A 26,387-nucleotide genomic window follows, 5' to 3' on the forward strand; every position below is an offset into this window, starting at 1 on the left:
TCAGCCGGATCGGGTGCGCCGGAATTCCAGCGCCGCATGGGTGGCCAGGCCCGCGGCCAGTCCCCAGAACGCCGATCCGATTCCCCAGAAGCTGGCGCCCGACGCGGTGGCCAGCAGCGTGACCAGCGCGGCCTCGCGGCGCTGCGGATTGGCCATGGCCGAGGCCATGCCGCCCATGATGGGCCCCAACAGCGCCAGGCCCGCCAGCGCCGCGATCAACGCGGGCGGCAAGGCCTGGAAGAACACCGCCACGGCGCCCGCCACGATGCTCAGCAGCACGTACGACACGCCATAGGTGGCGGCGGCCACATAGCGCCTGGCCGGATCGGCATGTGCTTCCGGCCCCGCGCAGATGGCGGCGATGATGGCGCCCAGCGTGACACTGTGCGCGCCGAACGGCGCGGACAGCAACCCCAACAGCCCCGTGGCCGCGACCAGCCGCGATGCGGGCGGCCGGTAGCCCGCGGCCTGCAGGATCGCCAGGCCGGGAAGATTCTGCGAAGCCATCGCCACCACGAACAGCGGCACGCCCAGGCTGATGGCCGCCTGCAGCGTGAAGGCCGGTGTGGTCCACACGAATTCGGTCAGGCTCCAGGCCACGCCATCGAGATGCACCAGGCCCGTGGCGGCCGCCACGATCAGGCCCACGGCCAGCACCGCCAGCACGGCGTAGCGCGGCACCCAGCGCTTGCCCAGCAGATAGGCCGCGCACATGGCCAGCACCAGCGCGGGCTGCGCCCCGATGCTGCGGAAAATGCCCATGCCGAAGTTCAGCAGCACGCCGGCCAGCATGGCGCCCGCGATTTCGGCGGGAATGCGCCGGACGATGGGATCGATCCAGCCGAACACGCCGCACAGCAGCGTCAGCGCTGCCGCCAGCACGAAGGCGCCGATGGCCTGGTCGAACGGCACACCGACCAGGCTGGTGATCAGCAAGGCCGCGCCGGGCGTGGACCAGGCCATGACCACGGGCACGCGGCTGCGCAGGCTGATGACGGCGCCGCCCAGGCCCAGCGCCAGGCAGATCGACCCAAGCCAGGAACCGATGTGAACCGCGTCCAGGCCGCCCGCGTGGCCCGCCTGCACCATCAGCACGGCGGTGCCGCCGAAGCTGACCAGCACGGCGACCAGGCCGGCCACGATGGCGGACAGGGAGAGGTCGTTGGTACGGGAGGGGGGCGGGGCGACGGCGGACGGCGCCCCGGCATCGCGATAGGCGTTGCCGTCCGGACTCATCGGTCGGCTCCTGCCCGCGCGCGGTGGGAAGGCGGTGCGGCGATCATGCCTGGCCGGTCAGGCGGCGGTACTTGGCCATCAGGGCGTCCTGGCCTTCGTGCCATTGGGGATGCAGTTCGATGCACTCCACGGGACAGACCACCTTGCACTGGGGCTCTTCGTGGTGGCCCACGCATTCGGTGCAGCGGTCGGGGTCGATGACGTAGAACTCGTCACCCATGGAAATCGCGTCGTTCGGGCACTGAGGCTCGCAAACGTCGCAATTGATGCATTCGTCGGTGATGAGGAGGGCCATGGGGAAAGCGAGGCAGGGCAATGCGCCATTGTAGCGCCGCCCCCTGGGCCGACCGGAGAGACCGCGCCGTGGACGCGGTCTCGTGTGCAGGCTGGCCTCAGTTGCCCGGCCAGGATTGCTCGCGGCGCTCGCGGGCCTTTTCCTGCAGCCAGCGCTCGACCGACGGGAACACGAACTTGCTGACGTCGCCGCCCAACTGCGCGATTTCGCGCACGATGGTGCCCGAGATGAACTGGTACTGGTCCGACGGCGTCATGAACAGCGTCTCGACGTCGGGCAGCAGGTGGCGGTTCATGCCGGCCATCTGGAATTCGTATTCGAAGTCGGACACCGCGCGCAGGCCGCGCACGATGACCGTGGCGTTCTGTTCGCGCACGAAGTCTTTCAACAGGCCGCCGAAGCTGAGCACTTCCACGTTGGGATAGTGGCCCAGCACTTCGCGGGCGATTTCCACGCGTTCCTCGATGGTGAAGAACGGCTTCTTGTTGCGGCTGTGCGCGATACCCACCACGACTTTGTCGAAAAGCGAGGCTGCCCGGCGCACCAAATCTTCATGTCCGCGCGTCAGCGGGTCGAATGTGCCGGGGTAGACAGCTGTGATCATGCGGGCTCCGTATGTTGTTTGTGGCTTGCACCATCCTCCGAACCCGGATTATTGATCGTTTTCCGCAACGCAGCAAACTGCAGCAGATGGTAGTGAACGGCGCCGGCCTTGCCGTCGCGCAACAGTTCAAAACCTTCGGGGGGATCGCAGGCGTCTTCGGACTCGACGTAGACCAGGCCGTCCTCGGCCAGGATGGCGGGCAGAAGCGGCCACAGGCGCGGCAGCCAGCCCTGGTTGAAGGGCGGATCGAGCAGGATCAGGTCGAAGCGCGAGGCGTCCATGCGCTGCAGCGCTTCCATCGAATCGCCCGCATGGATGCGCACGGTATCGGCGCGCAGCTTGTCGCGCAGCGTCCGTAGCGCGGACACGGCGCCGCGGTCGCGTTCGACCATCTGCACCTGCGCCACGCCGCGCGACGCGGATTCGAAGCCCAGCGCGCCGCTGCCCGCGAACAGGTCCAGCACGCGCTTGTCGCTGAAGTCGCCGCCCCACAGGTGGGCCAGCCAGTTGAACAGGGTTTCCCGCACCCGGTCGGGCGTGGGACGCAGGCCCGGCACATCGGGCACTGCGATCGGGGTGCGCCGGTACTGGCCGGCGACGATACGGATGGAAGAGGTACCCATGGATGAGAATATACTTCCGCCCATGTTCAGCTTCTTCAAGAAAAAGCCCCCCGCGACGCCCGAGCCGCAGCGGCCGGAGGCCTCCCCGCCGGTCGAAGACCGCGCTGCGCCGCCGGTGGCCGTCCCTGTGCCGGTTCCCGATGCTGCGCCCGACGAGCCCGCCGCGCGTCCCGGGACGCCCGTGGCTGCCGCTGCCGTCTCTACGGCCTTGCCCGCCGAGACGATCGCGCCCGCCGCAGCACCGGCGCCCACGGCCATTCCCGTGCCTGCCGCTGCCGCGCCCGTGGCGTCTTCCGCTGCCGCACCCGTAGAAACGTCTGCCGCCGCCGCGGTCCCGCTGGCCGCGCCGCCCGCACCCGCCGCGCCGGCGGCCCCCCCTGCGGCCATCGTTCCCGCCGCGCCGCCGGCTCCCGCCACCGAACCCCCGGTGCGCAAGGCCTCGTGGCTCAGCCGCCTGAAGCAGGGCCTGTCGCGTACCGGCCAGAGCCTGGGCGGGCTGTTCGTCGGGGTCAAGGTCGACGAGAACCTTTTCGATGAGCTGGAATCGGCCCTCATCATGGCCGATGCCGGCATCGAGGCCACCGAGACCCTGATCACCGCGCTGCGCGCACGTGTGAAGAAGCAGCGCATCGAAGACCCGGCCCAGGTCAAGGCCGCGCTGCGCGAGTTGCTGACCGATCACCTGCGCCCGCTGGAACGCAACTTCGACGTCGACAAGGCCAAGCCCCTGGTGGTGATGATCGCGGGCGTCAACGGCGCGGGCAAGACCACCTCCATCGGCAAGCTGGCGCATACCTTCCAGCGCCAGGGCGCCAGCGTGCTGCTGGCCGCCGGCGACACCTTCCGCGCCGCCGCGCGCGAGCAACTGGTGGAGTGGGGCAGCCGCAACAACGTGCAGGTCATCGCGCAGGATGGCGGCGATCCCGCCGCCGTGTCGTTCGACGCGGTCAATGCCGGCCGCGCGCGCGGCGTGGGCGTGGTCATGATCGATACCGCGGGCCGCTTGCCGACCCAGTTGCACCTGATGGAAGAGCTGAAGAAGATCCGCCGCGTCATCGGCAAGGCCGACGCCACCGCGCCGCACGAAGTGCTGCTGGTGGTCGACGGCAACACCGGCCAGAACGCGCTGGCGCAGATCCGCGCCTTCGACGCCGCCATCAACCTCACCGGCCTGGTCGTGACCAAGCTGGACGGCACCGCCAAGGGCGGCACGCTGGCCGCCGTGGCCGCGGGCAGCCAGGGCGTGCGTCCGATTCCGGTCTACTGGATCGGCGTGGGCGAAGGCATGGAAGACCTGCAGCCGTTCGTCGCATCGGAGTTCGCGGGAGCCTTGCTGGCGGATTGATTCCGCTATCCCGGGATGCTCTTGCCGGCGGCGGGATTCACCGCGTGCGGTGTCCTGCAATGGTGAGGCCCCGCCCGGCAACGCAGCAAGACAAAAGGCGCCGTCACGGGCGCCTTTGTCATGTCCAACCGGGGATTTCAGCGGCGCGCTGATGCGCCGCCTGGCATCACTTCCAGAATGCCTTTGCTTGCGCCAATTGATCGAACGCGCGTTGCGCCTCGACGGAGATCGCATCCAGGCGCGCGCCGATCCAGCCCAGCGCGAACCAGGCCTGCGGGTGCTCGCCCACACAGTTTTCGTAGTGCTCGCGCGCGACGGCCAGATCGTTGAACTCGCCCAGCAATTCCTGCACCAGCGCCAGTTGCTTGCGATAGCCCTGCAGGCGCGCGGCGGGCAGCAGCGATTCGGAGAAGGACAGGCCGTAGCGCAGGCGCTTGGCACGCTTGCGCAGGTCGTGGCGAGCCTCGATTTCCAGCGTGGTGAAGCGCTTCCCTTCGGCCACCACTTTCTTGTGCCAGCGATGCAGGCGGCCGGCCAACAGGTCGTGCAGCGGAGGCGGGGCTTCCGGCGGCTCGGGCTGGCGCAGCGGAATGATGGTGGGGATGATGGGCGCGGAAGGCTCATCGGCCGGGTGCGCCGCCGTGGCGCCGTCAGCCGGGGCCGCCTGCGCGGCGGCATTGCCTTCAGCCGAAGCGGCCGCAGGCGCGCCCGTCGCACTGTCGGCGGGAACCGCCGTCGTGGCCAGCGCCGATTGCACCAGCGGCATCGCCGGCACGGCGGGCAGGGGCGCGGGACGGACGTCCAGGCTCCATTCCAGCATGTCCAGCAGCCAGCCCTGGAAGGCGCGGCCCGAGGCGATGGCGGACGAGTCTTCGTCGGGCGCGGCGGGCTTGTGCGGGATCACCGGCATGCCGGCGCGCTGCAGCATCGGGGCGACGGTTTCGTCCAGCACGTCCTGGTCGCGGTTGGCGCCGAAGGCCGCGAAGTGGATGCGCACGCCGTCCAGCAGCGCGTCAGGGATGGGAGCGGTCCAGCCGTCGAACAGGCGCCAGGCGGAGCGCAGGCGGCGCACGCCCACGCGCAACTGGTGCACGTGTTCCGAATGGCCGGCCTGGTACACGCCAGCCGTATCCACTTCGGCCAGCATCGCGGCGTTGTGGATGACCTGTTCCAGGCACTCGGCGGCGATGACGCCCAGGGCCTTGGGCGCGTCCATGTCTGCGGTCAGCTTGATGCCGTTGGCGCCGCGCGTGCCCCAGAAGCCGGCGATCAGCTTGCGGCGGGCCTCGGCGGTGGCTTCGGTGCCGTCTTCCGGTTTGTCGGCCAGGCGCACGGCCAGCGCGGCGAGCGCGTCGCCGCGCTGCGACTTGCTGCGCGTATCAAGGATCAGGCCGTGGCGTTGCTGCCAGGTGCGCGCCACCGCGAAGATCGCGGCGGTGCGGCCGGACAGCAGTTCGAATTCGACTTCGGAGATCGGCAGTTCCAGGTCGCCGGCGCGAATGATGCCGGTGTCGTAGGCGATCTCGACCGAGCCGAAGCGGCTGCGCACCTTGCACAGCACGCGCTGCACGTCGGTTTCGTAGCGCAGCCCGAGTTCGCCGCGCAGGCCGGCCAGCGCTTCTTCGACGGGCGTGCCGGCATAGACCGACAGGTCGAGCACGGGACCGGGGCGGGGATGATTCAGTTCCATGCGCGTGATGGCATCCGCGCCGGGCATCTTCAGCGTCTGGATCCAGTCGCTGCCTTCGCGGCGCAGCCGCAGGGCGATGCGGGCGCGGGCCAGTTCACGTTCGGGGGTGTCGAAATACAGGGCGTGCAGTCGCACGCGCGCAGCGGAGCGCTTGCGCAGTTCCTGTTGGATGGCGGCGCCGGCGGTCGGCGGAACGTGCAACTTCAATTCTTGTTCTGACATGACCCTTGTACGGCGAGAACGGAAAGGCAACCATCTTATAGATAAGAGGCCGAATTTTGATGACGAGTCATTTTTTGGTCATCAAAAATGCGGAGTAACGGTGCATATCAGGCATGCTGCACCGCAAAAAAAGATATTAAACCAGCGAAAGACGCAGATTCGCGAAAGATACGCGCTGTTTCCGCTGCGATACGTCAGACGCGATAGCCCAACTTGCGAGAGATTTCGTGCGCGCAGGCCAGCAAGGGCTTGGCGATCGCGCCGTCCCAGGCCGTGTCGAACAGGCCGTTGGGGCCCAATGCGGTCAGGGCCAGCACGATCGCGCCGGTGTGGTCGAACACCGGCACCGACAAGGCATCCACGCCGGGCAGCGGATTGCCCAGCGCGCGGGCCATGCCGTGCACGCGCACGTCGGCCAGCACGGTGTCCAGGTGTTCGACGGGGCCGGTCTTGCGGGCGCCGGCCAGCGTGGCGATGACGGCGGCGTCGCCTTCCTCGCGGGCAATGTAGTGCTCGGCCACCTTGCGCGGCAGCCAGGCCGCGAACACCAGCCCCGTGGCCGTGTGCAGCATGGACATCACCGTGCCCTTGCGCATGTTCACATGCACCGGATAGCTGGCTTCGGCGATGTGGATCATGGTGGGCCCGTGCGAGCCCAGCACGGCCACGCCCAGCGTATGGCCGATCTCGGCCTGCAGCAGCGCCAGTTCGGGCAGCGCCACGCGCACCGGATCCAGCCGCTGCAGGCTGACCAGCCCCATCTGCAGGGCGAAGGGACCCAGTTCGTACTGGCCCGTGGCCGCATCCTGCTGCACCAGGCCGACCCGCGTGAAGCTGACCAGATAGGGGTGGGCCTTGGCCGAGGTCATGCCGGCGGCGGCGGCCAGGTCGCGCAGCGTCAGCGGGCGCGCGGCGTCGACCAGGGCGGCCAGCAGGGGAAAGCCGACCTCGACCGACTGGATGCTGCGGCGGCCGTCGTTGGCGGGCGCCGAAGGGGTGGCCGTCTTGCTGGCGGGCATGGGGCGTGAGGTCCTGGGTTCGATGAAAATAATCGGGGGCGGGTTCAGCGCGCAGTGTACGCCGGCATTGCCGCGCCAGGGGCGGTAAAATGCCCACTTTCCCCGCCTGCAGCAGTCTGCTGCCTTCCCCAATGTCAGCCCAGATTTCCCCTGTCGCGTCCGGCGTCGAACCGGAAGCCTTCGACATCGCACCGGTGCCAGAGATCATCGCCGAGCTGCGCGCCGGCCGCATCGTCATCCTGGTCGACGAGGAAGACCGCGAGAACGAAGGCGACCTGGTCATGGCCGCCGAATTCGTCACGCCCGAGGCCATCAACTTCATGGTCACGCACGGGCGTGGGCTGGTCTGCCTGACGCTGACCGAAGCGCGCTGCCGGCAGCTCGAACTGCCGCTGATGGCCAGCCGCAACGGCACGCGCTACGGCACCAACTTCACGCAGTCCATCGAGGCCGCCGAAGGCGTCGAAACCGGCATCTCGGCCGCCGACCGCGCCCGCACCATCCAGGTCGCCGTGGCGCGCGACGCCAAGCCGTCCGACCTGGTGCAGCCCGGCCACATCTTCCCGGTGCGCGCAGTCCCCGGCGGCGTGCTGGTGCGCGCGGGCCACACCGAAGCCGGCTGCGATCTCACCGACATGGCCGGCCTGACGCCCGCCGCCGTCATCTGCGAGATCCTGAAGCCCGACGGCACCATGGCCCGCCTGCCCGACCTGGCCGTGTTCGCCCGCGAACATGGCCTGAAGATCGGCACCATCGCCGACCTCATCCAGTACCGCAGCGAGCACGAGTCCATCATCCAGCGCGTGGGCGAACGCCGGATGCGCACGCCGTGGGGCGAGTTCCACAGCATCGCCTATCGCGACGACGCCACCGGCTCGCCGCACATCGCGCTGGTGCACGGCACGATCGACCCCGAACGCGAAACGCTGGTGCGCGTGCACGAGCCGGCCTCGCTGCTCGACGTGCTCGACACGGGCTCCAGCCCGCACAGCTGGTCGGTCGGCCAGGCGCTACGCGCCATCGCTGCTTCGCCCGCTGGCGTGCTGATCCTGATGAATTGCCAGTCTTCCACCGAGCACCTTTTTGGCCAGGTCGACGCCTGGGCGGGTTCCGGCGCGGCCAGCGCCGGCGCCGCTCAGAACGCCGACCGCTTCGGTTTGCGCACCTACGGCATCGGCGCGCAGATCCTGCGCGACCTGCACGTGGGCCAGATGCGGCTGTTGGCCAAGCCGCGCAAGATGCCCAGCATGGCAGGGTTTGCCCTGACCATTACGGGTTACGATTGCGCTCCCCCTGATTCTCCCGCCACCACCTGAAAGGCAGATTCATGAATCCCTACATCCTGACCCCCGACCTGAACGGCGAAGGGCTGCACATCGGCATCGTGCGTGCCCGTTTCAACGAAGAGATCGGCCAGGCCGAGTTGCAGGCCTGCCTGGAAGAGCTGGCCAACCTGGGCGTGGACGAGCGCGACGTCATGGTCGCCACCGTGCCGGGCGCGCTGGAACTGGGCGTTGCCCTGTCCCACATGGCCGAGAGTTTCGAATTCGACGCGTTGATCGCCCTGGGCGCGGTCATTCGCGGCGAAACCTATCACTTTGAAGTGGTCAGCAACGAAATGGCCACCGCAATTTCCCGCATCTCCCTCGAAACCGGCATTCCGGTCGCCAATGGCGTGCTCACCGTCGACACCGACGAGCAAGCCCAGGCGCGTGCCGCCGGCAAGGGCCGCGACTGCGCCCAGGTGGCCGTGGAAATGGCCAATCTGGTGGCCGCGCTCGAGCCCGAGGAAGATGACGACGAGGACGAAGATTTTGACGACGACGAACAAGACGACGACGGCCGCTGATCCCAGCGCCGTCCAGGCCCGCGCCAACGCGCGCAGTGCGCGCCGCCGTGCCCGCGAATTCGCGTTGCAGGGCGTCTACGCCTGGCTGCTGCGTGGTGGCGAAGGCACGCAGGATGCCGGCGAGATCGATGCCCACCTGCGCGATGCCGAGGATTTCTCCGAGGCCGACGCGCAGTGGTTCAAGACCTTGCTGCATGGCGTGTTGCGCGAGGCGCCCACCCTGCGTGAGCGCTTCACGCCCTATGTCGACCGCCCGCTGGCCGAGCTGTCGCCGGTCGAGCACGGCATCCTGCTGATCGGCAGCTACGAGCTGGTGCATCACGTCGAGGTGCCGTACAAGGTCGCCATCAACGAGGCGGTCGAATTGGCCAAATCGTTCGGCGGCACCGACGGCTTCAAGTTCGTCAACGGCGTGCTCGACAAGCTGGCCGCCGACGTGCGCTCGGCCGAGGTCCTGGCCGCGCAGCAGCGCCGCGCGTCGTAAACCCCTCGGACGGTCCGCTTCCCACGACGCCATGCCGTCCGAGTTCGAACTCATCGCCCGCTACTTCAACAGGCCGGTCGCAGCCGGCCTGCTTGGCGTGGGCGACGACTGCGCCTTGTTCCCGGTGCCGGCCGGCCATCACGTGGCCACCAGCACCGACCTGCTGGTCGAAGGGCGCCATTTCTATCCCGATGTCGATCCGCAGGCATTGGGCCACAAGTCGCTGGCCGTCAATCTGTCGGATCTTGCCGCCATGGGCGCGCGCCCGCTGGGCTGCGTGCTGGGCCTGGCCATGCCGCGCGCCGACGACGCCTGGCTGGCGCCGTTCTCGCAAGGCTGGCATGCCCTGGGCGATGCCTGGCGGTGCCCGCTGATCGGCGGTGACACCACCGGCAGCAAGCTGGGCCTGACCATCAGCGTCACCGTGTTCGGCGCGGTGCAGCCGGGCCACGCGCTGCGGCGCGATGCGGCCCGACCCGGCGACGACATCTGGGTGTCCGGCGAACTGGGCGCGGCCGACGTGGCGTACCGCCTGCTCGATGGCCAGTTGCCAGCCGACCCGCAGCGCCTGGCCGCCACGCGCCGTGCGCTCGAATGGCCTCAGCCGCGTGTCGGCCTGGGCCTGGCCCTGGCGGGCCTGGCGCACGCGGCGGTCGACATCTCCGATGGGCTGCTGCAAGACCTGGGCCATATCCTGGCCGCCAGCCGCGCAGGCGCGGAATTGCGCTACGCCGACCTGCCCGTGGCCGCTTCGCTCGATGGCCTGGACGAGGCCGTGCGCCGCCGGGCCGTATTGGGCGGCGGCGACGTCTATGAACTCTGCTTCACCGCCTCGGCGGGTGATCGCACCCGTATCGAGCAAGCCGCGGCGCAGGCTGGCGTGCGCGTCACGCGTATCGGCAGCGTGCGTGCCGAGCCGGGCCTGGTGGTGAGGGATGCCGCCGGCCAGGCCTTGGCCGATCTGCCTGCGGGCTTCGACCATTTCCCCACGGCCGCGCAGCCCTGATGCGCCGCGCGGCCGCCGCTCTTCGCAACCACCAAAGGCGCCGCGCCTCATGATCGATCCCGTCCACGACCCAGACCGCTCCATGCGCGCGCGCGCCCGCGTGGCCTTTCCCAGTTGGCGCTGGGTGCGGTCCGATCCGGGCCGGTTGATGGTGTTCGGTTTCGGCAGCGGCCTGCTGCGGCCGGGCTCGGGCACCTGGGGCACGTTGCTGGCCTGGCCCATCTGGGCGCTGGCGGCGCCGATGGCGCCCGACCTGGCCCTGGGCATATTCCTTGCTATTGCATTTGCGTATGGCTGCTGGGCGTGCACGCGCGTGGGGCACGAACTGGGGGTCGACGATCACGTCGGCATGGTCTGGGACGAGATGGTCGCGTTCTGGCTGGTGCTGTGGCTGACGCCCCAGACGCTGGCCGCGCAGGCGATGGCTTTCGTGCTGTTCCGCTTCTTCGACACCGTCAAGCCGCCGCCGATCCGCTATTTCGATCAGCACATGAAGGGCGGTTTCGGCGTGATGTGGGACGACATCGTCGCGGCAGCCTACACTTTGCTGGTCTTGGCGATTGCCGTACGCACAGGAGTCATAGGATGAACGCGCACGAAGTGCAACATGGGTTGAGCTTGGCCCCGGCGCTGCTGACCGAGGCCACGATACGCGGCCTGGCCGAGATGGTGGGCCAGGCGCTGATGGAAAAGGAATGGATGATGGGCACGGCCGAGTCGTGCACCGGCGGCCTGCTGGCCGGTGCGATCACATCGGTGCCCGGCTCCAGCCAGTGGTTCGAGCGCGGCTACGTCACCTACAGCAATACCGCCAAGACGAGCGATCTGGGGGTGTCGCCCGACACGCTCGATCATCACGGCGCGGTCAGCGAGCCCACGGCCCAGGAAATGGCCAATGGCGTGCTGCTGGCAACGCCCGAGGCCTACGTCGCGGTGTCCACGACCGGCATCGCCGGACCGGATGGCGGCACGCCGGGCAAGCCCGTGGGAATGGTGTGCTTCGGCTTCGCCACGCGCGCGGGGGAAGGTATCGCCACGCGCTCGGCCACGCATGTTTTCTCGGGTGACCGCACGCAGGTGCGGCAGGGCGCAGTCGAATTCGCGCTGCGCACCCTGCTGGACATGCTGGGCGCGTCGGTCAATCGCTATTGAAGCTTGAAGGGCTCGCCCGGCCTGCCGTACGAGGCAGCCGGGCGAAAAGGCAACCGGGTGAAAGGCTTCACGCGCCGGGCGCGGATCAACGCACAGCGTTGATCTCGTCGCGCAGGCCGCGCGCGGCAATCGCCGCGGCGTCGCGCCAATCGTCGCCGCCGCTGGCATACAGGATGGCGCGCGACGAGTTGATCATCATGCCCGCGCCGGCCTTGTTGGCGCCCGCGCGCACGGTGGCCGTGACGTCGCCGCCTTGCGCGCCGATGCCGGGCACCAGCAGGGGCACGGCATCGCCGATGCGCGCGCGCACTGCCGCCAGTTCATTCGGGAAGGTGGCGCCCACCACCAGGCCGCATTGGCCGGCGCTGTTCCACTTGTCAGCCACCAGGCCGGCCACGTGCAGGTACAGAGGCTGGCCGTCTTCCATCTTCAGGAATTGCAGGTCCGATCCGCCGGGATTGGAGGTGCGGCACAGCACGATCACGCCGCGGTCGCTCCAGGCCAGGTAGGGTTCGATCGAGTCCAGGCCCATGTAGGGGCTGACCGTGAGCGCATCGGCGTTGTAGCGCTCGAAGGCTTCGCGCGCGTAGTTTTCGGCGGTGGAGCCGATGTCGCCGCGCTTGGCGTCCATCACGATCGGGCGGTCGGGATAGGTGTCGCGGATGTGGCGGCACAGCGCTTCGAGCTGGTCTTCGGCGCGGTGCGCGGCGAAATAGGCGATCTGCGGCTTGAAGCTGCAGGCGAATTCGGCCGTGGCGTCGACGATGGCGCGGCAGAACTGGAAGATCGCGTCGGGCTGGCCCTGCAGTTCGCGGGGAAAGCGTTGCGGGTCGGGATCCAGGCCCACTTGCAGCAGCGAGCCGCTGGTGGTCCAGGCGTTTTCGAGTCGGTTCAGGAAGGTCATGGCGTGGTCAGTGCAGTTTGACCCGGGGGCGGGTGCGCCGCATCAAGAGGCGCGCCAGGGCCAGAGAGGCGGTACGCGAGATGCCCAGCACCGCGCGGTGGTGCATCAGGTGCAGGCTCATGTACATCAGGCGCGCCAGTGTACCGCTTACGAACAGGCCCCGTCCGGCCAGCTTGCCCATCAGGCTGCCCACGCCGGCATCCTGGCCCAGCGACACCAGCGAGCCGTGATCCTTGTAGTGATAGGGCTCGGCGGATTCGGGGTTGTTGCGGATGCGCGCGGTGATTTTCTTGGCCAGGTAGTCGGCCTGCTGGTGCGCGGCCTGCGCGCGCGCCGGCACGTTGCGGCCCTCCGTCCAGGGCACCGCGCTGCAATCGCCCAGCGCCAGGATGTGCGGATCGGGGCTTTCCAGGCGCTCGTTCAATTGCAACTGGCCCATCTTGTTCAGCGGCAGATCGAGCGTGCCCATGACGGCCGGGCCCTTGATGCCGGCGGCCCACATGCACAGGTTGGCGGCGAACTCGCGGCCATCGGCGGTGCGCACGGAGTGCTCGGTGACTTCGGACACCCGGCAGCCGGTTTCCACGCGCACGCCCAGTTCGACCAGGCGCGCATGCGCCGCGCGCGAGATCTTTTCGGGCAGGGCCGACAGGATGCGCGGCGCGCCTTCGACCAGCGTGATCGCCAGGTCGCGGTCGGCGCGGAAATTGGGCAAGCCATAGGCGCTGACGACGTGGCCGGCCTCGATCAGTTCGACGGCCAGCTCGACGCCGGTGGCGCCGCCGCCCACGATGACCAGGTCCAGGCGGGCGGCGGGATCGCGCACCTTGGCCTGGTCGACCTGGGCCATCGCCTTCAGCATGGTCAGGCGGAACTGCTCGGCGCCTTCGGTGGTGTCCAGCGTGACGGCGTGTTCGGCCGCGCCGGGCGTGCCGAAGAAGTGCGAGATGCTGCCGATGGCCAGCACCAGCGTGTCGTAGAGCATTTCGCGTTCGGGCAACACGGTCTGGCCGCCGCCGTCGTTCACGGCGCCGATGCGGATGGCGCGGCGTTCGCGATCCACTTCCAGCAATTCGCCCTGGGCGAAGGCAAAGCCGCACAGATGCGCCAACATCAGGTAGGACAGGCCTTCCTGATGGATGTCTAGCGTGCCCGCGGCCGCCTCGTGCAGCGAAGGCTTCCAGATATGGAAGGGCCGGCTGTCGACCAGAGTGATGCGGTCACGGCCGTGGATGCGGCCCAGTTGGGCGGCCAGTTCCAGGCCGCCCGCCCCGCCGCCGACGATAACGATACGCCGGGAGGGTTCGGATGTAGAGGTGTGCGCCATGGTCCGAGTATAGAGTCGGGCTTCGCGCTCGGGTAGATGACCGCTTGCCGCACCCAGCGGGTGTCGTGCCCCTGGGGGCGGCCACGGTTACATCAGGAACCGGCTGATGGCTACGGCGACCCACACCGCCACGGTGAAGAACAGCATCAGCATCACGGCGGCGCTGCCCAGGTCCTTGGCGCGGCCCAGCAGCGGGTGCGTCTCGACCGACAGGGCATCGGCCAGCGCCTCGACGGCGGAATTCAGCAGTTCGACCACCAGCACCAGGATGACGGCGGCGATCAGGATGAAGACTTCGTCGGTGGTGCGGCCCAGGAAGAAGGCGGCGGGGACCAGCAGGATGGCCAGGACCAGTTCCTGGCGGAAAGCCGCCTCGTACTTGATCGCGGCCTTCAGGCCCTGGAATGAGTAGCGCAGCGCATTGATGATGCGGCGCAGGCCGCCTGTGCTTTTATAGGGCGATTGCGGCGGAAGGTTGGGCGACATGACGCTCCGGGGGGAAAAGATTGCGACCGAGCCCGGTTTTTACCAGATATGTATGTAACCCGGAGGGTCGTAGGGTCAATAAGACGCGTCAGGCTAACCCTAGGTGTGGTGTGCACCCTACTCGAAGGGGGGCGCGTGGCAACGCTAGCCGGCGAAGCGGGACAGGGCGTCCAAACCGTTCGCCATGGCGGGCAGATACGTCTGATCGATCACCGTCGATCCGATGACCTTGGTTCCTTGGGCGTTATCCGGACAAATCACATAGTCCAGGGTTATCGAGCCCAGCCTCGGATCCACGATCTGCATGTCCAACCGCAGTATGCCTTCTCTTGAATCATAGGACACGGTTTTTCGTTCGGCCCCGTCTCTGATTGCCTGGTATAGCTCGTCTATCAGTTCCCGCAACTGGTTGACCTCGTCCCACATCATTTCCCATTGCACTCGGACGTCGATATGCCTCGTGGCGGCATGCAGATCGACCTTCAGCCAGTCCAGAATCTTTTCTCCACTTTCATCGGGAAGATATTGGAGCGGCTTCAAGGCGAGAGTGAAGTCACCCGCGGGAATTGCGAACATGATCGGGCCTCGGGGTTTGTATTGAAAGTGAACGGCTTTCCAGCCGGCCTCTCGAACCACACTGCCAAGTCTATGGGTTTTCAGTCCGAATCCGTCCAAAGGCATGCACGCCGAAGATCCCATTTCGCATGGGCCTGGCCGGATCGCAGGCGCGCCTTGCCATGTGCGTGTATCTTTGAGGCGGACGGTGGCCCCGTTTTTCCGGATGGCCACCGGATGCGACGATTTCCTCCCCATCAAAGGAACAGCCACCATGAAACTGCTGCGCCATGGCGCCAAGGGCGCGGAGAAGCCCGCCCTGATCGACGCCCAGGGCCGCGTGCGCGACTTGTCGGAAGTGCTGCCGGACATCACCGGCCAGACCCTGGAGCCGCAGGCCCTGCAACGTCTGCGCGACCTGGATGCCTCCAAGCTGCCGCTGGTGCCGCAGCCCGGCCGCCTGGCGCCGCCCTGGGCGGGCATGGGCAAGTTCGTCTGCATCGGCCTGAACTACGCCGATCACGCCGCCGAGGCCAATCTGCCGCTGCCGGCCGAACCCATCCTCTTCATGAAGCCCACGTCTTGCGTGGTGGGCAGCAACGATCCCGTCGTGCTGCCGAAAGATTCGGTCAAGAGCGACTGGGAAGTGGAACTGGGCGTGGTCATCGGCACGAAGGCGCGCTACGTGTCCGAAGACGACGCGCTGTCGTACGTGGCGGGCTATTGCGTGGTCAACGACGTGTCCGAGCGCGAATACCAGATCGAGCGCGGCGGCACCTGGGACAAGGGCAAGGGCTGCGACACTTTCGGTCCCGTGGGGCCGTGGCTGGTCACGGCCGACGAGGTGCCGGATCCGCAGGCGCTGGACCTGTGGCTGGACGTGAACGGCCAGCGTTTCCAGGCGGGCAACACCCGCACCATGGTGTTCGGCGTGGCGCAATTGGTCAGCTACGTCAGCCGCTTCATGACCCTGTATCCGGGCGACCTGATCTGCACGGGCACGCCGCCGGGCGTGGGCATGGGATGCAAGCCGCAGCCGGTGTACCTGAAGCCGGGCGACGAAATGCACCTGTCGGTGGCGGGCCTGGGCGAGCAGCGGCAACGCGTGCATGCCTGGAATCCCGACCTGATCGACCATTGAGGCGCCACGGGATGAGCGCCGTGGGGAACCGGGCAGAGGACGGGCACCGATGAGACGCCTGCATCCGGCCTTGCTGGCCGGCCTGCCCGCCGACGTGCAGCGGCCGGGGTATGACCGCAAGGCCTTGCAGGCAGGCATCGTGCAGTTGGGCATCGATGATGCGCCGCGCGCGTTGCTGGCCGCCGTGACCGACGCGGCCATCGAGGCCAGCGGCGACCTGCGCTGGGGCATCGTCGGCGTGTCTCTGGACCGTGCGCACGGGCATGAGGCCCTGGTGCGGCAGAATGGCCTCTACACCCTGGCGCTGCGCGATACCGAGCCGAACGGCCTGGTGCGCGAACGCCTGCGCGTGATCGGCGCGGTGCTGCGCGTGCTGGATGCACGGCAGAATCCCCAGGCGGTGCTCGATCAGATCGCGCATGAAGACACCCGTGTGGTCAGCGTGAGTCTGGCGGATGACGAGACGACGTGGCACGAGGGCGGTGAGGAGGCCGACGATGACGATCCGGCCTACGCTCTTGCGCCGCGCGGCGCCATCGGCCTGCTGGTGCACGGCCTGAAGCAACGCCGAGGCCAGGGAGGCGCGGCGGTGAGCGTGCTGTCGTGCGACGACAGGCCCGCCAACGGCCGCACGCTTCGCCGCCTGGTGTTGGCCTGCGCTTCACGCGTGGACGAGGATCTGGCGGCGTGGATTGATGGCAACTGCGCCTTTCCCGACAGCATGACGGATCGCATCGTGCTTGCCTCGGACGACGGCGACCGCGCGCGCATTTCCCAGGCGGTTGGGCTGGAGGACGGTTGCCCGGTGCAGGCCGAGCCCTATCTGGACTGGGTGATCGAAGACAGCTTCGTCGCGGGCCGGCCGCCCTGGGAGGCCGCCGCGGGCCCGCATGGCATGGTGCGCCTGGTGCCGGACAGCGCGCCGTTCGCGCGGCTGAAGCAGCGCATGGCCGACGGCCCCCGTGCGGCGCTGGCCTACCTGGGCGCCGTGTCCGGCATGGCGACTACCAGCGGCACTTTTTCGCAACCCCATGTACGCGCTTTCATCGACGCGATGATGCGCGAGGAAATTGCCAGCACGTTGGACGACATGCCAGGGGTGGATCTGGCCGGATATCACGCGCGGCAATTGGCACGCCTGTCCAATCTGGCGCTGTCGCAGGGCACTCACCGAAGCGCGGCCAATGGCTCGCTGACGGTGCCGTCATGCCTGTTGGCGCCTTTGCGCGAACGCGCCCGGGCAGGGCATGCCTATGACCGCCTGGCGCTGGCCGTGGCGGCGTGGCTGCACTACCTGAGAGGGCAGGACGAACTGGGCCTGTCCTATCCAGTACTCGACCCCCAGGCCGATGAGTTCGCGCGCCGCCATGTCGACGCGCAGCACGCGGCTGACGCGGCTGGCGACGATCCAGGGCAGGCGGCCTGGCGGGTCATGGACGCCATGGCATTGCACACCGATATCTTCGGCGACCTGACGCATCAGCCGGACATCGCTCGCGAACTCGCTCGCAAGCTGGCTTTGCTGCGCTGGGCCGGCGTGCGGGGCGCGGTGCTCGACGCGGCATGAACAACGAGAATATTGAGATCAGGAGGCCCGCGTGGATCCGATCACGCAAGGGCCTTTGGCGGCAGCGGCGGACACGGAAGCATCGAGCGCGGCACGCTGCTTGGCCGCGGCGGCAGCTTCGTGCTGCTGCACAGCGGCGCCTGCGTGCTCATGACGGCCCGTGCTCCATCACCGTGTCGTCCTTGTTGTCCTGCGGGGCTTTCGGATCGTTGCGCATGCTGCCGAACCGCAACGCGAACTGCCGGGTGAACACTGCGCCGAAGAAGAAGATCTGCGCCGAGTAATAGATCCACAGCAGCAGCGCGATCAGCGATCCCGCGGCGCCGTACGCCGACACCGCCGCGCCGCGCGCCAGGTACATGCCGATGCCCCACTTGCCCACCAGGAACAGCGCTGCCGTCACGATGGCGCCGGGAATCACGTCCAGCCATGGGATGCGCGTGCTGGGCAGCAGCTTGTACACCACCGCGAACAGCGCGGTGACGACGCAGAACGAGAAAGCCTGCGAGAACCAGTCTGCCAGCACGGCAAAGGTGGATGCCGCCCACATGTTGCCGTAGTACTTTTCCGCGGCCGCCAGCCCGGCGTTCACGGCCAGCGACACCAGCAGGAACAGTCCCAGCACCACCACCAGCCCGAACGACACCAGGCGGCTGCGCGCCATGGCCTTCAGCCCGCCTTTCTCCTTCACTTCCCACAGGTCGTCCAGGCTGGCTTTCAGCTCGGCAAACGCGGTCGTGGCGCTGAAGACCAGCACCCCGATGGAGATCAGCGCCGCGATCCAGCCGCTGCCGGATTCGTGCGCGCTGGCCAATACCGTCTGGATGACTTCCGCGCCGCGTTCGCCGATCAGGTCGCGCATCTGCGCCACCAGCTCGGACCGGACCGCATCCTCGCCGAAGAAGGCGCCCGCCACGGCGATCACCAGGATCAGCATGGGCGCCAGCGAGAACACCATGTACAGCGACAGCGCCGCGCCCTTGCTGGATGCGCGATGAAGCGACCATTCGTTGGCGCAGTCCTTCATCAGGTTGCCGATCTCACGGAGGCGGGGAACGCGAAAACGTGACAGTACTTGCATGCGTCGTCCTGAGAGCGTGGCGAAGATCCCATTGTAGAAAACCGTGCCGGATGCCCAAGCCGCGAATGGCGAGGAAATGTAAAGCTTTGGCGCTGTCCTGAAGGCCGGCCAGCGTTGAGGTCCGTGCTTTTTCTGGAAATTGCACCGTTGTGATGCGTGATTCGCCCCAACAAAGAGCATTTAAGGTAAAAAATGGTGCGATTTTTATTACAACCGCACCACTTTGAGGAAGAGATAGTGAAATACACGAGCGTCCAGCAGTTCCTGGAGGAAGTCGCCGCCCGCAATCCGGGCCAGCCCGAGTTCCTGCAGGCCGTGACCGAAGTGATGGAAAGCCTGTGGCCTTTCATCGAGCGGCATCCCCGCTACGCGGAACACAATCTGCTGGATCGCCTCGTGGAGCCCGAGCGCGTGGTGATGTTCCGCGTGTGCTGGACCGATGACCACGGCCAGGTGCAGGTCAACCGCGGCTACCGCATCCAGCACAGCATGGCCATCGGTCCCTACAAGGGCGGCCTGCGCTTCCATCCGTCGGTGACGCTGTCCGTGCTGAAGTTCCTGGCCTTCGAGCAGACCTTCAAGAACGCGCTGACCACGCTGCCCATGGGCGGCGCCAAGGGCGGCTCCGATTTCGATCCCAAGGGCAGGAGCGACGCCGAGGTGATGCGCTTCTGCCAGGCTTTCGTATCCGAACTCTATCGCCACGTCGGCGCCGACACCGACGTGCCGGCCGGCGATATCGGCGTGGGCGGCCGCGAAGTCGGTTTCATGGCCGGCATGTACAAGAAGCTGTCCAACCGCGCCGACTGCGTCTTCACGGGCAAGGGCCTGAGCTTCGGCGGTTCGCTGATCCGCCCCGAAGCCACCGGCTACGGCACGGTCTACTTCGCCGACGAAATGCTCAAGACGCGCGGCTTGTCGTTCGACGGTCTGCGCGTGTCGGTATCCGGCTCGGGCAATGTGGCCCAGTACGCCGTGGAGAAGGCCATGGCGCTGGGCGCCAAGGTGCTGACCGTCTCCGACTCGTCCGGCACCGTCGTCGACGAAGCGGGCTTCACGCCCGAGAAGCTGGCCATCCTGATGGACATCAAGAACGTGCAGTACGGCCGCATCAGCGAGTACGCCAGGCAGACGGGCTCGCAGTTCCTGGCGGGCGAGCGTCCGTGGCACGTGCCGGTCGACGTCGCGCTGCCGTGCGCCACGCAGAACGAGCTGGACGCCGACGACGCCCTGCTGCTGATGCGCAACGGCGTGAAGTGCGTGGCCGAAGGCGCCAACATGCCTTGCACGCTGGACGCCGCGCACGCCTTCGAGGAGGCCCGCGTGCTGTATGCGCCGGGCAAGGCCAGCAACGCAGGCGGCGTGGCCACCTCGGGCCTGGAAATGAGCCAGAACTCGGTGCGCCTGCAATGGACGCGCGAAGAGGTCGACAGCCGCCTGCTGGAGATCATGCAGAGCATCCATGCCGCGTGCGTGCGCTACGGCAAGCGCGAGGACGGCACCGTCAGCTACATCGACGGCGCCAACATCGCGGGCTTCGTGAAGGTGGCCGAGGCCATGCAGGCGCAGGGCGTGGTGTAGGGCAATACTGATGCCCAAGGGCTACAAAGCATCCAGTTATTGCAATTTTTGTATCTCTTGGGCGACATTTTTGAAGATGTGGTCATTTATCTATTTTGTGTCCCAATGGCTACAAAAATCACTATAATCAAGAAAATTGCTGCCATGAGGCTACAAAATGACCACGCTGTTCGACGTTGCCGATATGCTGAAGACAGCGCGCAAGTCAGCGCGCTTATCGCAGGAAGAGCTGGCCAGTCGCGCTGGCGTCGCGCGCACGACCGTGGCGCGTATGGAGACGCTGGCGCGAGACGACATGAGCGTATCGGCGCTGGTACGATTGCTGGAGGCTGCGGGCTACGACTTGAAAGCCGTCAAGGCAGGGCACACCAGGACGCTGCATGACATCCTGGCCGAGCAGCGCGGCGAGGAGTAGGAGATGGAACTCGACGTTCACGTACGGGGGCGTCATGTTGCCCAGTTGTACAGGAAAGACGACGAGTATGTGCTCCAGTATCGCCACGGCGTTGCGCCGGAGGACTTTGTCAGCCTGGCCATGCCGGTTCAGGATGAGCCCTGGCGCTGGCCGCGCGATCTGCATCCCTTCTTTCGCCAGAATCTGCCTGAAGGCTATCTGCTCGATGTGATCCGTGAAGTGTTCGGCCCATTGATGGACGGCACCGACCTGTCCTTGTTGGCCGTCGTCGGCGCATCGGGCATCGGGCGGGTGGCCGTGACGGCCGAGGGCGGCAAGCCTGGCGTGGCGCTGGACGCGCTGAGCATCGATGAACTGCTGACCACGGAACACAGCACCGAGCAGTTCGGCGACCTGGTCCGGCAGTACGCCAGAAGCGCCATATCGGGTGTCGTGCCGAAGTTCATCGCCCCAGAAGGCAAGGACGAGGCTTCCGGAAAAGCGACGCTGCGTACGCCCAGGCACATCATCAAGGGCTCCGATGGACAGACGCCTTATCTTGGTTTCAACGAGTTCTACAGCCTGCGAGTGCTGGAGCGTCTGAACGTGGTGCCGGTCGCCCGGACACGGATGTCGGAGGACGGCCAGGTGCTGGTGGTCGACCGCTTCGACATCGATGCCCAAGGCAATCCCGCCTATGGGGTCGAGGATGCTTGCAGCCTGCTGGGGCTGCCTCCTCATGAAAAATATTTGCCCACCACCGAGAAAGTCCTGCGTGCGACGGACGCCTATGTGTCCGCGGGCCGACGCCGCGCCCAGCGCATGCACTTTGGGTGGCAACTGCTGATCAATTACGTCGTGCGCAACGCGGACTGCCATGCCAAGAACATCGCGCTTTACTACACCTCGTTCGGCGACGTGGCATATAGCCCGGTGTTCGACGTCGTGACGACGCAGGCTTATCCGCGTTACGCGAACAACGGACCGGGCCTGTCCGTGGGAGGGCACAAGACCTGGACGCCTGGCAAGACACTGCAGCAGTTCTTCCTGAGCCGATTGGGAATACCGAGCCGGGAATACGACAGCATGGTCGAACGGCTATGCGAGTCTGCCGTGGAGGTAGGCAAGGAGATCATCGAGGCGGCCAGGCAGGAGCCGCGCTGGACCTGGATTGCCACGCAGATGCTTCATGCCTGGAACGATGGCATGTGTACGCTGCGCAGCCCCAAGAAACTGCCGCAATACAGAGGATTGGACGCGGCGATGGCCGCCGCAGGGATCGGCCCTGCCGATAACCCTGAAAAAAGAGGCGCGCTCGGGCGATCCGATTTGATGGCCATGGAGAAGGCGCCCTGATGGCGTGAACACTTCGTGCGCGATTGATATCGGCAAAGAAAAACGCCTCGAAGCACAAGCCTCGAGGCGTTTTTTTGGGCACTGCACGCGCCGGCCAGGCCGGCGCGCCTGCGACAAGGACGATTAGAAGTCCATGCCGCCCATGCCGCCCATGCCGCCCGGCATGGCCGGGGCAGCGGGCTTGTCTTCGGCCAGTTCGACCACGGCGGCTTCGGCGGTCAGCAGCAGGCTGGCGACCGAAGCGGCGTTTTGCAGGGCGGTGCGGGTCACCTTGGTGGGATCCAGAACGCCTTGCTCGACCAGGTCGGTGTACTCGCCGGTGGCGGCGTTGTAGCCGTAGTTGCCCTTGCCGGCCAGCACGTTGTTCACCACCACGCTGGCTTCTTCGCCGGCGTTGGTGACGATGGTGCGCAGGGGCTCTTCGACAGCGCGCAGGATCAGCTTGATACCGGCGTTCTGGTCGGGGGTGTCACCCTTCAGGTCGGCGATGGCTTGCTTGGCGCGCAGCAGTGCAACGCCGCCGCCAGCCACCACGCCTTCTTCCACCGCAGCGCGCGTGGCGTGCAGGGCGTCTTCGACGCGGGCCTTCTTTTCCTTCATTTCGACTTCGGTGGCAGCACCGACGCGGATCACGGCAACACCGCCGGCCAGCTTGGCCACGCGCTCTTGCAGCTTTTCACGGTCGTAGTCCGAGGTCGCTTCTTCGATCTGGATGCGGATCTGCTTGACGCGCGCTTCGATCGACTTGCCGTCGCCGGCGCCGTCGATGATCGTCGTGTTTTCCTTGCCCACTTCGATGCGCTTGGCTTGGCCCAGTTCGGCCAGCGTGGCCTTCTCGAGCGACAGGCCGGTCTCTTCCGAGATCACGGTGCCGCCGGTCAGGATGGCGATGTCTTCCAGCATGGCCTTGCGGCGGTCGCCGAAGCCCGGCGCCTTGACGGCGGTGGTCTTCAGGATGCCACGGATGTTGTTCACAACCAGGGTAGCCAGGGCTTCGCCTTCGACGTCTTCCGCGATGATCAGCAGGGGACGGCTCGACTTGGCGACTTGTTCCAGCACGGGCAGCAGGTCACGGATGTTGCTGACCTTCTTGTCGAAGATCAGGACGAACGGATCGTCCAGGGCAGCGACTTGCTTCTCGGGGTTGTTGATGAAGTAGGGCGACAGGTAGCCGCGGTCGAATTGCATGCCTTCGACGACGTCCAGCTCGTTGTCCAGCGACTTGCCGTCTTCGACGGTGATGACGCCTTCCTTGCCGACCTTGTCCATCGCGTCGGCGATGATCTTGCCGATCGACTGGTCGCTGTTGGCCGAGATCGAGCCGACCTGGGCGATTTCCTTGCTGGTCGTGACCGGCTTGGAAGCCTTTTGCAGTTCGGCGACGGCGGCGGCGACAGCCTTGTCGATGCCGCGCTTGAGGTCGATGGGGTTGAAGCCAGCGGCAACGTACTTCAGGCCTTCCTGAACGATGGCCTGGGCCAGCACGGTGGCGGTGGTGGTGCCGTCACCGGCGTTGTCGGAGGTCTTCGAGGCGACGTCCTTGACCAGTTGGGCGCCGATGTTCTCGAACTTGTCCTTCAGTTCGATTTCCTTGGCGACGGACACGCCGTCCTTGGTCACGGTGGGGGCGCCGAACGAGCGCTCCAGCACCACGTTACGGCCCTTGGGGCCCAGGGTCGTCTTGACGGCGTTGGCCAGGACGTTAACGCCACGGACGATGCGCACGCGGGCGTCGTCGGCGAACAGGACTTGCTTGGCAGCCATTGTCAGCTTCCTTGTAGATTCGGGTTGCTATTACTGGATGACGGCGAGGATTTCGTCCTCGCGGATGACGAGCAGCTCTTCGCCATCGACCTTCACGCTTTGGCCGGCATACTTGCCGAACAGCACCTTGTCGCCAGCCTTCAGGTCGACCGGCAGCACTTTGCCGTCTTCGGTCTTCTTGCCGGGGCCGACGGCCACGACTTCACCTTGATCGGGCTTCTCAGCCGCGCTGTCAGGGATAACGATGCCCGAGGCGGTCTTGCGCTCGTTGTCCAGGCGTTTGACGATCACGCGATCGTGCAGGGGACGCAGGGCCATGAGGAACTCCTGTTAGTAGAGAAAAGGCCAGTTGGTAATGGAGGCACAGGGGGCTGAACGGCCGAAGGCTGTTAGCACTCGCCTGTGACGAGTGCTAATTATAGGGGTGGTTCCGGAGGGTTCAAGAGGGGTGTTACATATCCGATAAGGGGCGGTCGGTACGGGTCCCCTGGCAGATGTGTCGATGCCCTATCTATGCGGCTCGCAGCTCGATTTGGTCGATGAGCTTCAAAATTTGGCTTGCAGCGGGCTCTTGAGAGGTGAACTGGTCATGGCGGTCTTTTGGTTCATTCAAGTTGGTTTTTTTGCTCAAAAAGTTCATTCAACTTGGATTTCCGCCCGAAAACTTCATTCAAGTTGGTGGCTAGGCGTGCATTCTTCTCGACTTAGAAGATCAACGCGTCCCTGGAGCCGGCATCTCACATCTTCGCCCGCTTGGTTTGGCAGGAAGTCAGTTGCCTTTGGGTGCAAAGTCGGCCAGTGCCTTGATGTCACGAGCCATGAGTGCGCGTAGAGACTCTCCGTCCGCCGGCTGCACCACCACGCCGGTAGCACCTATTTTTTCCTGAAGTCTGGGCTGGCTCAATACTTCGATCAAGCTCCTGCTCAATATCGCTGCGCGATCTGCTGCGATGCCTGAGGGGCCCCATACCGCCGCCCACACAGGAACGACCGTATTTGGAAAACCGCTCTGCGCACTTGTCGGCACGTCTGGCATGGCTTCCACCCTGCGTGAGCCGAGGATGGCGAGGACCTTGAGGCGATCGCTTTTCAAGTAGCCATCGATGGGCCCCACGCCTACATCGACCCGCCCGGCCTCCACGTCCATTGCCATAGGTACGAGCCCCTTGTAGGGCACATGATTGAAGGAGACCTGCGCCTCTCGTTCCAGCAGTCTGGCGGCCACTTCGTAGATCGTGGCGGGGCCGGTGGTGCCGAACGTTGTTTCGGACGGTCTCTTCCGAGCATAGGCGACCAGATCTTGCAGGCTTGAAACAGGTAGATCCTTGCGGACGAACAGCGCAAACGGCGCATCGCCGACGATGGCAAGCGGCGTGAAGTCCTTCTGCGGATCGTAGGGCGTTTGTGGCAGCATCAAGGGAGCGACGACATGCGTCGATCCGGTGCCGAAGAACAGGGTGTAGCCGTCCGCTGCCGCACGTGCGACGGTTGCGGCTCCTATGGTTCCGGATGCTCCCGGCTTGTTCTCCACGATAACGGCTTGGCCCCACTTTGCGGCCAAACCCTCGGCCAGGATTCTTGCCGTCGTGTCACTCGCACCTCCGGCAGGCGTGGACACCACGATGCGCACCGGCGCGGAAGGGAACTTCGTCTCGGCTTGGCAGACCAGCGACGCCAGCCCGAGCAGCGTTGCGCCCATGAACGATCTTGCAGGCTTCATAACAGTCTCCATCATTTATTCTTTATACGAGAGGCCAAGCCTTTGCTTGGCTATACGATCCGCGTTTCCAATATGCCGATCTGGTCCACTCCCGCATGCACGATATCCCCAGGCTTCAGGAAAAACGGGCGCGGATCGGGCTTGCGATGCAGGGCGACGCCTTCGGGCGTGCCACTGCTGATGATGTCTCCCGCCTGCAGACCGACCCGCGACCAGAACGCAACCAGTTCGTCGAAGCCGAAAATGAGATCGCTGCAGTCGGCCTGCTGGCGAAGCTCTCCATTGACTGTCAGCCACAGGCGCAGTGCGGTCGGATCCGGCACTTCATCCGCAGTCAGAATGCAGGGCCCGACGGGGCCGAAGCCGGGGAAGTTCTTGCCCATCATCACCAGCAGGTTGCGCATCTCGGCCAGTTGCCATTCCCGCGCCGACAGATCGTTCATGATGGTGTAGCCGAAAATGGCCTGCGCCGCCTCGGCCCGAGATACGTTCAGCAGTGGCTTGCCCACCACGAGGGCAACTTCGACTTCGTAATCGAGCTGTTCGACATCGTCCGGGCGTTTCACTTCAGCCCGGTGGCCGACCAGATTGCGCCCAAGCTTGATGAAGCCCGTGGGAAAGTCGATCTGGAACCCGGCTCCCGCGTCCGGATTGCCGCGGATGCTTTCCAGCCGATGCGCGCCGAAGTTCCGGCCTGCGGCAATGCAGGATCGCTCGGGAACGGGCGTCAGCCAGACCACGGAATCGGCCGCATGCTCCCAGCAAGGATCGGGTTGCGCGATGAAGCGCCGTTGCAGGTCGCGCAAGGCGTCCAAGGCCCGCGGGCCGGCTTCGATGGTGCTCATCATGGATCGCAGCATGCCGCGGTCCTGTCCGATCCACGGCAGGGCCGCGACGTCGAGCAGGCTGATGCCTGACCGGGTCTCTTGCACAATGCCCAGCCGTTCTTCTGCGGTGCCGGCCAATTGAAATCGAGCGAGCTTCAT

General features: G+C 66.3%; 27 protein-coding genes. 12 read left to right on the forward strand and 15 right to left on the reverse strand.

Annotated features, from left to right (window positions below; all coding sequences use genetic code 11):
* The 4 genes from A7W11_RS10870 to rsmD form a co-directional block, all read right to left on the reverse strand.
* The gene (locus A7W11_RS10870) at positions 1-1,152 is read right to left on the reverse strand and encodes a benzoate/H(+) symporter BenE family transporter (RefSeq protein ID WP_235816879.1); all 1,152 of its coding nucleotides are present in this window, start codon (positions 1,150-1,152) and stop codon (positions 1-3) included.
* Positions 1,153-1,279: 127 nt separating this feature from the next.
* Positions 1,280-1,531, reverse strand: a complete 252-nt coding sequence (locus A7W11_RS10875) for a YfhL family 4Fe-4S dicluster ferredoxin (protein WP_066411588.1) — start codon at positions 1,529-1,531, stop codon at positions 1,280-1,282.
* A gap of 97 nt (positions 1,532-1,628) precedes the next feature.
* Positions 1,629-2,135 (reverse strand): pantetheine-phosphate adenylyltransferase, encoded by a 507-nt coding sequence (gene coaD / locus A7W11_RS10880; protein ID WP_066411591.1) that lies wholly within the window; start codon positions 2,133-2,135, stop codon positions 1,629-1,631.
* Positions 2,132-2,758: a 16S rRNA (guanine(966)-N(2))-methyltransferase RsmD gene (gene rsmD / locus A7W11_RS10885; RefSeq protein ID WP_066411595.1), complete on the reverse strand. Its 627-nt coding sequence runs from the start codon at positions 2,756-2,758 to the stop codon at positions 2,132-2,134. Before rsmD ends, coaD begins: the two co-directional genes overlap by 4 nt.
* 22 nt (positions 2,759-2,780) lie before the next feature.
* On the opposite strand from rsmD, the gene ftsY reads away from it, so the two are divergent.
* A complete protein-coding gene (ftsY, locus tag A7W11_RS10890) occupies positions 2,781-4,103 on the forward strand; it encodes a signal recognition particle-docking protein FtsY (protein ID WP_066411599.1) in 1,323 nt (440 codons plus the stop codon).
* 166 nt (positions 4,104-4,269) lie between these two features.
* Here ftsY and A7W11_RS10895 read toward each other — a convergent pair whose 3' ends face one another.
* On the reverse strand, positions 4,270-6,015 hold the full coding sequence (locus A7W11_RS10895) for a CYTH and CHAD domain-containing protein (RefSeq protein WP_066411603.1): 1,746 nt from the start codon (positions 6,013-6,015) through the stop codon (positions 4,270-4,272).
* A gap of 194 nt (positions 6,016-6,209) precedes the next feature.
* On the reverse strand, positions 6,210-7,034 hold the full coding sequence (locus tag A7W11_RS10900) for an IclR family transcriptional regulator (protein ID WP_066411607.1): 825 nt from the start codon (positions 7,032-7,034) through the stop codon (positions 6,210-6,212).
* A gap of 131 nt (positions 7,035-7,165) precedes the next feature.
* Here A7W11_RS10900 and ribBA point away from each other — a divergent pair, with 131 nt between their 5' ends.
* The 6 genes from ribBA (at position 7,166) to A7W11_RS10930 (ending at position 11,525) form a co-directional block, all read left to right on the forward strand.
* Positions 7,166-8,350 carry a bifunctional 3,4-dihydroxy-2-butanone-4-phosphate synthase/GTP cyclohydrolase II gene (gene ribBA, locus A7W11_RS10905; protein WP_066411611.1) on the forward strand — a complete coding sequence of 395 codons (1,185 nt, stop codon included), beginning with the start codon at positions 7,166-7,168 and terminating at the stop codon, positions 8,348-8,350.
* Positions 8,351-8,361: 11 nt separating this feature from the next.
* The gene (ribH, locus tag A7W11_RS10910) at positions 8,362-8,883 is read left to right on the forward strand and encodes a 6,7-dimethyl-8-ribityllumazine synthase (protein ID WP_066411614.1); all 522 of its coding nucleotides are present in this window, start codon (positions 8,362-8,364) and stop codon (positions 8,881-8,883) included.
* Positions 8,849-9,367, forward strand: a complete 519-nt coding sequence (gene nusB, locus A7W11_RS10915; RefSeq protein WP_156523050.1) for a transcription antitermination factor NusB — start codon at positions 8,849-8,851, stop codon at positions 9,365-9,367. The genes ribH and nusB overlap by 35 nt, the downstream gene beginning before the upstream one ends.
* A 31-nt stretch (positions 9,368-9,398) precedes the next feature.
* Complete coding sequence (gene thiL / locus A7W11_RS10920; protein ID WP_066411620.1) at positions 9,399-10,373, forward strand: thiamine-phosphate kinase; 975 nt, start codon at positions 9,399-9,401, stop codon at positions 10,371-10,373.
* Positions 10,374-10,455: 82 nt separating this feature from the next.
* Positions 10,456-10,962 (forward strand): phosphatidylglycerophosphatase A family protein, encoded by a 507-nt coding sequence (locus tag A7W11_RS10925; RefSeq protein ID WP_066413906.1) that lies wholly within the window; start codon positions 10,456-10,458, stop codon positions 10,960-10,962.
* Positions 10,959-11,525 carry a CinA family protein gene (locus tag A7W11_RS10930; RefSeq protein WP_066411622.1) on the forward strand — a complete coding sequence of 189 codons (567 nt, stop codon included), beginning with the start codon at positions 10,959-10,961 and terminating at the stop codon, positions 11,523-11,525. Before A7W11_RS10925 ends, A7W11_RS10930 begins: the two co-directional genes overlap by 4 nt.
* Before the next feature lie 85 nt (positions 11,526-11,610).
* Here A7W11_RS10930 and pyrF read toward each other — a convergent pair whose 3' ends face one another.
* From pyrF to A7W11_RS10950, 4 genes are all read right to left on the reverse strand, one after another.
* A complete protein-coding gene (gene pyrF, locus A7W11_RS10935) occupies positions 11,611-12,429 on the reverse strand; it encodes an orotidine-5'-phosphate decarboxylase (RefSeq protein WP_066411624.1) in 819 nt (272 codons plus the stop codon).
* A 7-nt stretch (positions 12,430-12,436) separates the two neighbouring features.
* Positions 12,437-13,756 carry an NAD(P)/FAD-dependent oxidoreductase gene (locus tag A7W11_RS10940; protein WP_066411628.1) on the reverse strand — a complete coding sequence of 440 codons (1,320 nt, stop codon included), beginning with the start codon at positions 13,754-13,756 and terminating at the stop codon, positions 12,437-12,439.
* An 87-nt stretch (positions 13,757-13,843) separates the two neighbouring features.
* Positions 13,844-14,242, reverse strand: a complete 399-nt coding sequence (locus tag A7W11_RS10945; RefSeq protein WP_066411630.1) for a diacylglycerol kinase — start codon at positions 14,240-14,242, stop codon at positions 13,844-13,846.
* Positions 14,243-14,386: 144 nt separating this feature from the next.
* A complete protein-coding gene (locus tag A7W11_RS10950) occupies positions 14,387-14,818 on the reverse strand; it encodes a WapI family immunity protein (protein ID WP_066411641.1) in 432 nt (143 codons plus the stop codon).
* Between the two features lie 253 nt (positions 14,819-15,071).
* Between A7W11_RS10950 and A7W11_RS10955 the strand changes: the two genes are divergently transcribed.
* Together A7W11_RS10955 and A7W11_RS10960 are read left to right on the forward strand one after the other, a co-directional pair.
* The gene (locus tag A7W11_RS10955; protein WP_066411643.1) at positions 15,072-15,938 is read left to right on the forward strand and encodes a fumarylacetoacetate hydrolase family protein; all 867 of its coding nucleotides are present in this window, start codon (positions 15,072-15,074) and stop codon (positions 15,936-15,938) included.
* A gap of 49 nt (positions 15,939-15,987) precedes the next feature.
* Entirely contained in the window at positions 15,988-17,505 is a 1,518-nt protein-coding gene (locus A7W11_RS10960) for a mannitol dehydrogenase family protein (protein WP_066411646.1), read from the forward strand.
* 148 nt (positions 17,506-17,653) lie between these two features.
* On the opposite strand, the gene A7W11_RS10965 is transcribed toward A7W11_RS10960, so the two are convergent.
* A complete protein-coding gene (locus A7W11_RS10965) occupies positions 17,654-18,586 on the reverse strand; it encodes a YihY/virulence factor BrkB family protein (RefSeq protein WP_066411651.1) in 933 nt (310 codons plus the stop codon).
* A gap of 237 nt (positions 18,587-18,823) precedes the next feature.
* On the opposite strand from A7W11_RS10965, the gene gdhA reads away from it, so the two are divergent.
* The 3 genes from gdhA to A7W11_RS10980 all read left to right on the forward strand — a co-directional run bounded on the left by gdhA (position 18,824) and on the right by A7W11_RS10980 (position 21,917).
* Positions 18,824-20,167: an NADP-specific glutamate dehydrogenase gene (gene gdhA / locus A7W11_RS10970; protein ID WP_066411655.1), complete on the forward strand. Its 1,344-nt coding sequence runs from the start codon at positions 18,824-18,826 to the stop codon at positions 20,165-20,167.
* A 157-nt stretch (positions 20,168-20,324) separates the two neighbouring features.
* Positions 20,325-20,582, forward strand: a complete 258-nt coding sequence (locus A7W11_RS10975) for a helix-turn-helix domain-containing protein (RefSeq protein WP_066411657.1) — start codon at positions 20,325-20,327, stop codon at positions 20,580-20,582.
* 3 nt (positions 20,583-20,585) lie between these two features.
* Complete coding sequence (locus tag A7W11_RS10980; protein ID WP_066411660.1) at positions 20,586-21,917, forward strand: type II toxin-antitoxin system HipA family toxin; 1,332 nt, start codon at positions 20,586-20,588, stop codon at positions 21,915-21,917.
* 123 nt (positions 21,918-22,040) lie between these two features.
* On the opposite strand, the gene groL is transcribed toward A7W11_RS10980, so the two are convergent.
* The 4 genes from groL to A7W11_RS11000 all read right to left on the reverse strand — a co-directional run bounded on the left by groL (position 22,041) and on the right by A7W11_RS11000 (position 26,387).
* The gene (gene groL / locus A7W11_RS10985; RefSeq protein ID WP_066411663.1) at positions 22,041-23,681 is read right to left on the reverse strand and encodes a chaperonin GroEL; all 1,641 of its coding nucleotides are present in this window, start codon (positions 23,679-23,681) and stop codon (positions 22,041-22,043) included.
* 30 nt (positions 23,682-23,711) lie between these two features.
* Positions 23,712-23,999, reverse strand: a complete 288-nt coding sequence (groES, locus tag A7W11_RS10990) for a co-chaperone GroES (RefSeq protein WP_066127625.1) — start codon at positions 23,997-23,999, stop codon at positions 23,712-23,714.
* 451 nt (positions 24,000-24,450) lie between these two features.
* Complete coding sequence (locus tag A7W11_RS10995; RefSeq protein ID WP_082887197.1) at positions 24,451-25,416, reverse strand: Bug family tripartite tricarboxylate transporter substrate binding protein; 966 nt, start codon at positions 25,414-25,416, stop codon at positions 24,451-24,453.
* Between the two features lie 35 nt (positions 25,417-25,451).
* Positions 25,452-26,387 (reverse strand): fumarylacetoacetate hydrolase family protein, encoded by a 936-nt coding sequence (locus A7W11_RS11000; protein ID WP_173678814.1) that lies wholly within the window; start codon positions 26,385-26,387, stop codon positions 25,452-25,454.

Source organism: Bordetella ansorpii (genome assembly GCF_900078315.1).
Classification (GTDB): Bacteria; Pseudomonadota; Gammaproteobacteria; order Burkholderiales; family Burkholderiaceae_B; genus Bordetella; species Bordetella ansorpii.

Excerpts from the sequence above, each read along its gene's own strand:
- A7W11_RS10975 (WP_066411657.1), top strand. The coding sequence starts at position 20,325 with ATGACCACGCTGTTCGACGTTGCCGATATGCTGAAGACAGCGCGCAAG.
- A7W11_RS10875 (WP_066411588.1), bottom strand. The coding sequence starts at position 1,531 with ATGGCCCTCCTCATCACCGACGAATGCATCAATTGCGACGTTTGCGAG.
- A7W11_RS10950 (WP_066411641.1), bottom strand. The coding sequence starts at position 14,818 with ATGTTCGCAATTCCCGCGGGTGACTTCACTCTCGCCTTGAAGCCGCTC.
- ftsY (WP_066411599.1), top strand. The coding sequence starts at position 2,781 with ATGTTCAGCTTCTTCAAGAAAAAGCCCCCCGCGACGCCCGAGCCGCAG.
- A7W11_RS10960 (WP_066411646.1), top strand. The coding sequence starts at position 15,988 with ATGAGACGCCTGCATCCGGCCTTGCTGGCCGGCCTGCCCGCCGACGTG.
- A7W11_RS10980 (WP_066411660.1), top strand. The coding sequence starts at position 20,586 with ATGGAACTCGACGTTCACGTACGGGGGCGTCATGTTGCCCAGTTGTAC.
- A7W11_RS10940 (WP_066411628.1), bottom strand. The coding sequence starts at position 13,756 with ATGGCGCACACCTCTACATCCGAACCCTCCCGGCGTATCGTTATCGTC.
- A7W11_RS10995 (WP_082887197.1), bottom strand. The coding sequence starts at position 25,416 with ATGATGGAGACTGTTATGAAGCCTGCAAGATCGTTCATGGGCGCAACG.
- A7W11_RS11000 (WP_173678814.1), bottom strand. The coding sequence starts at position 26,387 with ATGAAGCTCGCTCGATTTCAATTGGCCGGCACCGCAGAAGAACGGCTG.
- ribH (WP_066411614.1), top strand. The coding sequence starts at position 8,362 with ATGAATCCCTACATCCTGACCCCCGACCTGAACGGCGAAGGGCTGCAC.
- pyrF (WP_066411624.1), bottom strand. The coding sequence starts at position 12,429 with ATGACCTTCCTGAACCGACTCGAAAACGCCTGGACCACCAGCGGCTCG.
- coaD (WP_066411591.1), bottom strand. The coding sequence starts at position 2,135 with ATGATCACAGCTGTCTACCCCGGCACATTCGACCCGCTGACGCGCGGA.
- ribBA (WP_066411611.1), top strand. The coding sequence starts at position 7,166 with ATGTCAGCCCAGATTTCCCCTGTCGCGTCCGGCGTCGAACCGGAAGCC.
- A7W11_RS10895 (WP_066411603.1), bottom strand. The coding sequence starts at position 6,015 with ATGTCAGAACAAGAATTGAAGTTGCACGTTCCGCCGACCGCCGGCGCC.
- A7W11_RS10945 (WP_066411630.1), bottom strand. The coding sequence starts at position 14,242 with ATGTCGCCCAACCTTCCGCCGCAATCGCCCTATAAAAGCACAGGCGGC.
- rsmD (WP_066411595.1), bottom strand. The coding sequence starts at position 2,758 with ATGGGTACCTCTTCCATCCGTATCGTCGCCGGCCAGTACCGGCGCACC.
- A7W11_RS10930 (WP_066411622.1), top strand. The coding sequence starts at position 10,959 with ATGAACGCGCACGAAGTGCAACATGGGTTGAGCTTGGCCCCGGCGCTG.
- groES (WP_066127625.1), bottom strand. The coding sequence starts at position 23,999 with ATGGCCCTGCGTCCCCTGCACGATCGCGTGATCGTCAAACGCCTGGAC.
- A7W11_RS10900 (WP_066411607.1), bottom strand. The coding sequence starts at position 7,034 with ATGCCCGCCAGCAAGACGGCCACCCCTTCGGCGCCCGCCAACGACGGC.
- A7W11_RS10965 (WP_066411651.1), bottom strand. The coding sequence starts at position 18,586 with ATGCAAGTACTGTCACGTTTTCGCGTTCCCCGCCTCCGTGAGATCGGC.
- thiL (WP_066411620.1), top strand. The coding sequence starts at position 9,399 with ATGCCGTCCGAGTTCGAACTCATCGCCCGCTACTTCAACAGGCCGGTC.
- A7W11_RS10955 (WP_066411643.1), top strand. The coding sequence starts at position 15,072 with ATGAAACTGCTGCGCCATGGCGCCAAGGGCGCGGAGAAGCCCGCCCTG.
- groL (WP_066411663.1), bottom strand. The coding sequence starts at position 23,681 with ATGGCTGCCAAGCAAGTCCTGTTCGCCGACGACGCCCGCGTGCGCATC.
- A7W11_RS10925 (WP_066413906.1), top strand. The coding sequence starts at position 10,456 with ATGCGCGCGCGCGCCCGCGTGGCCTTTCCCAGTTGGCGCTGGGTGCGG.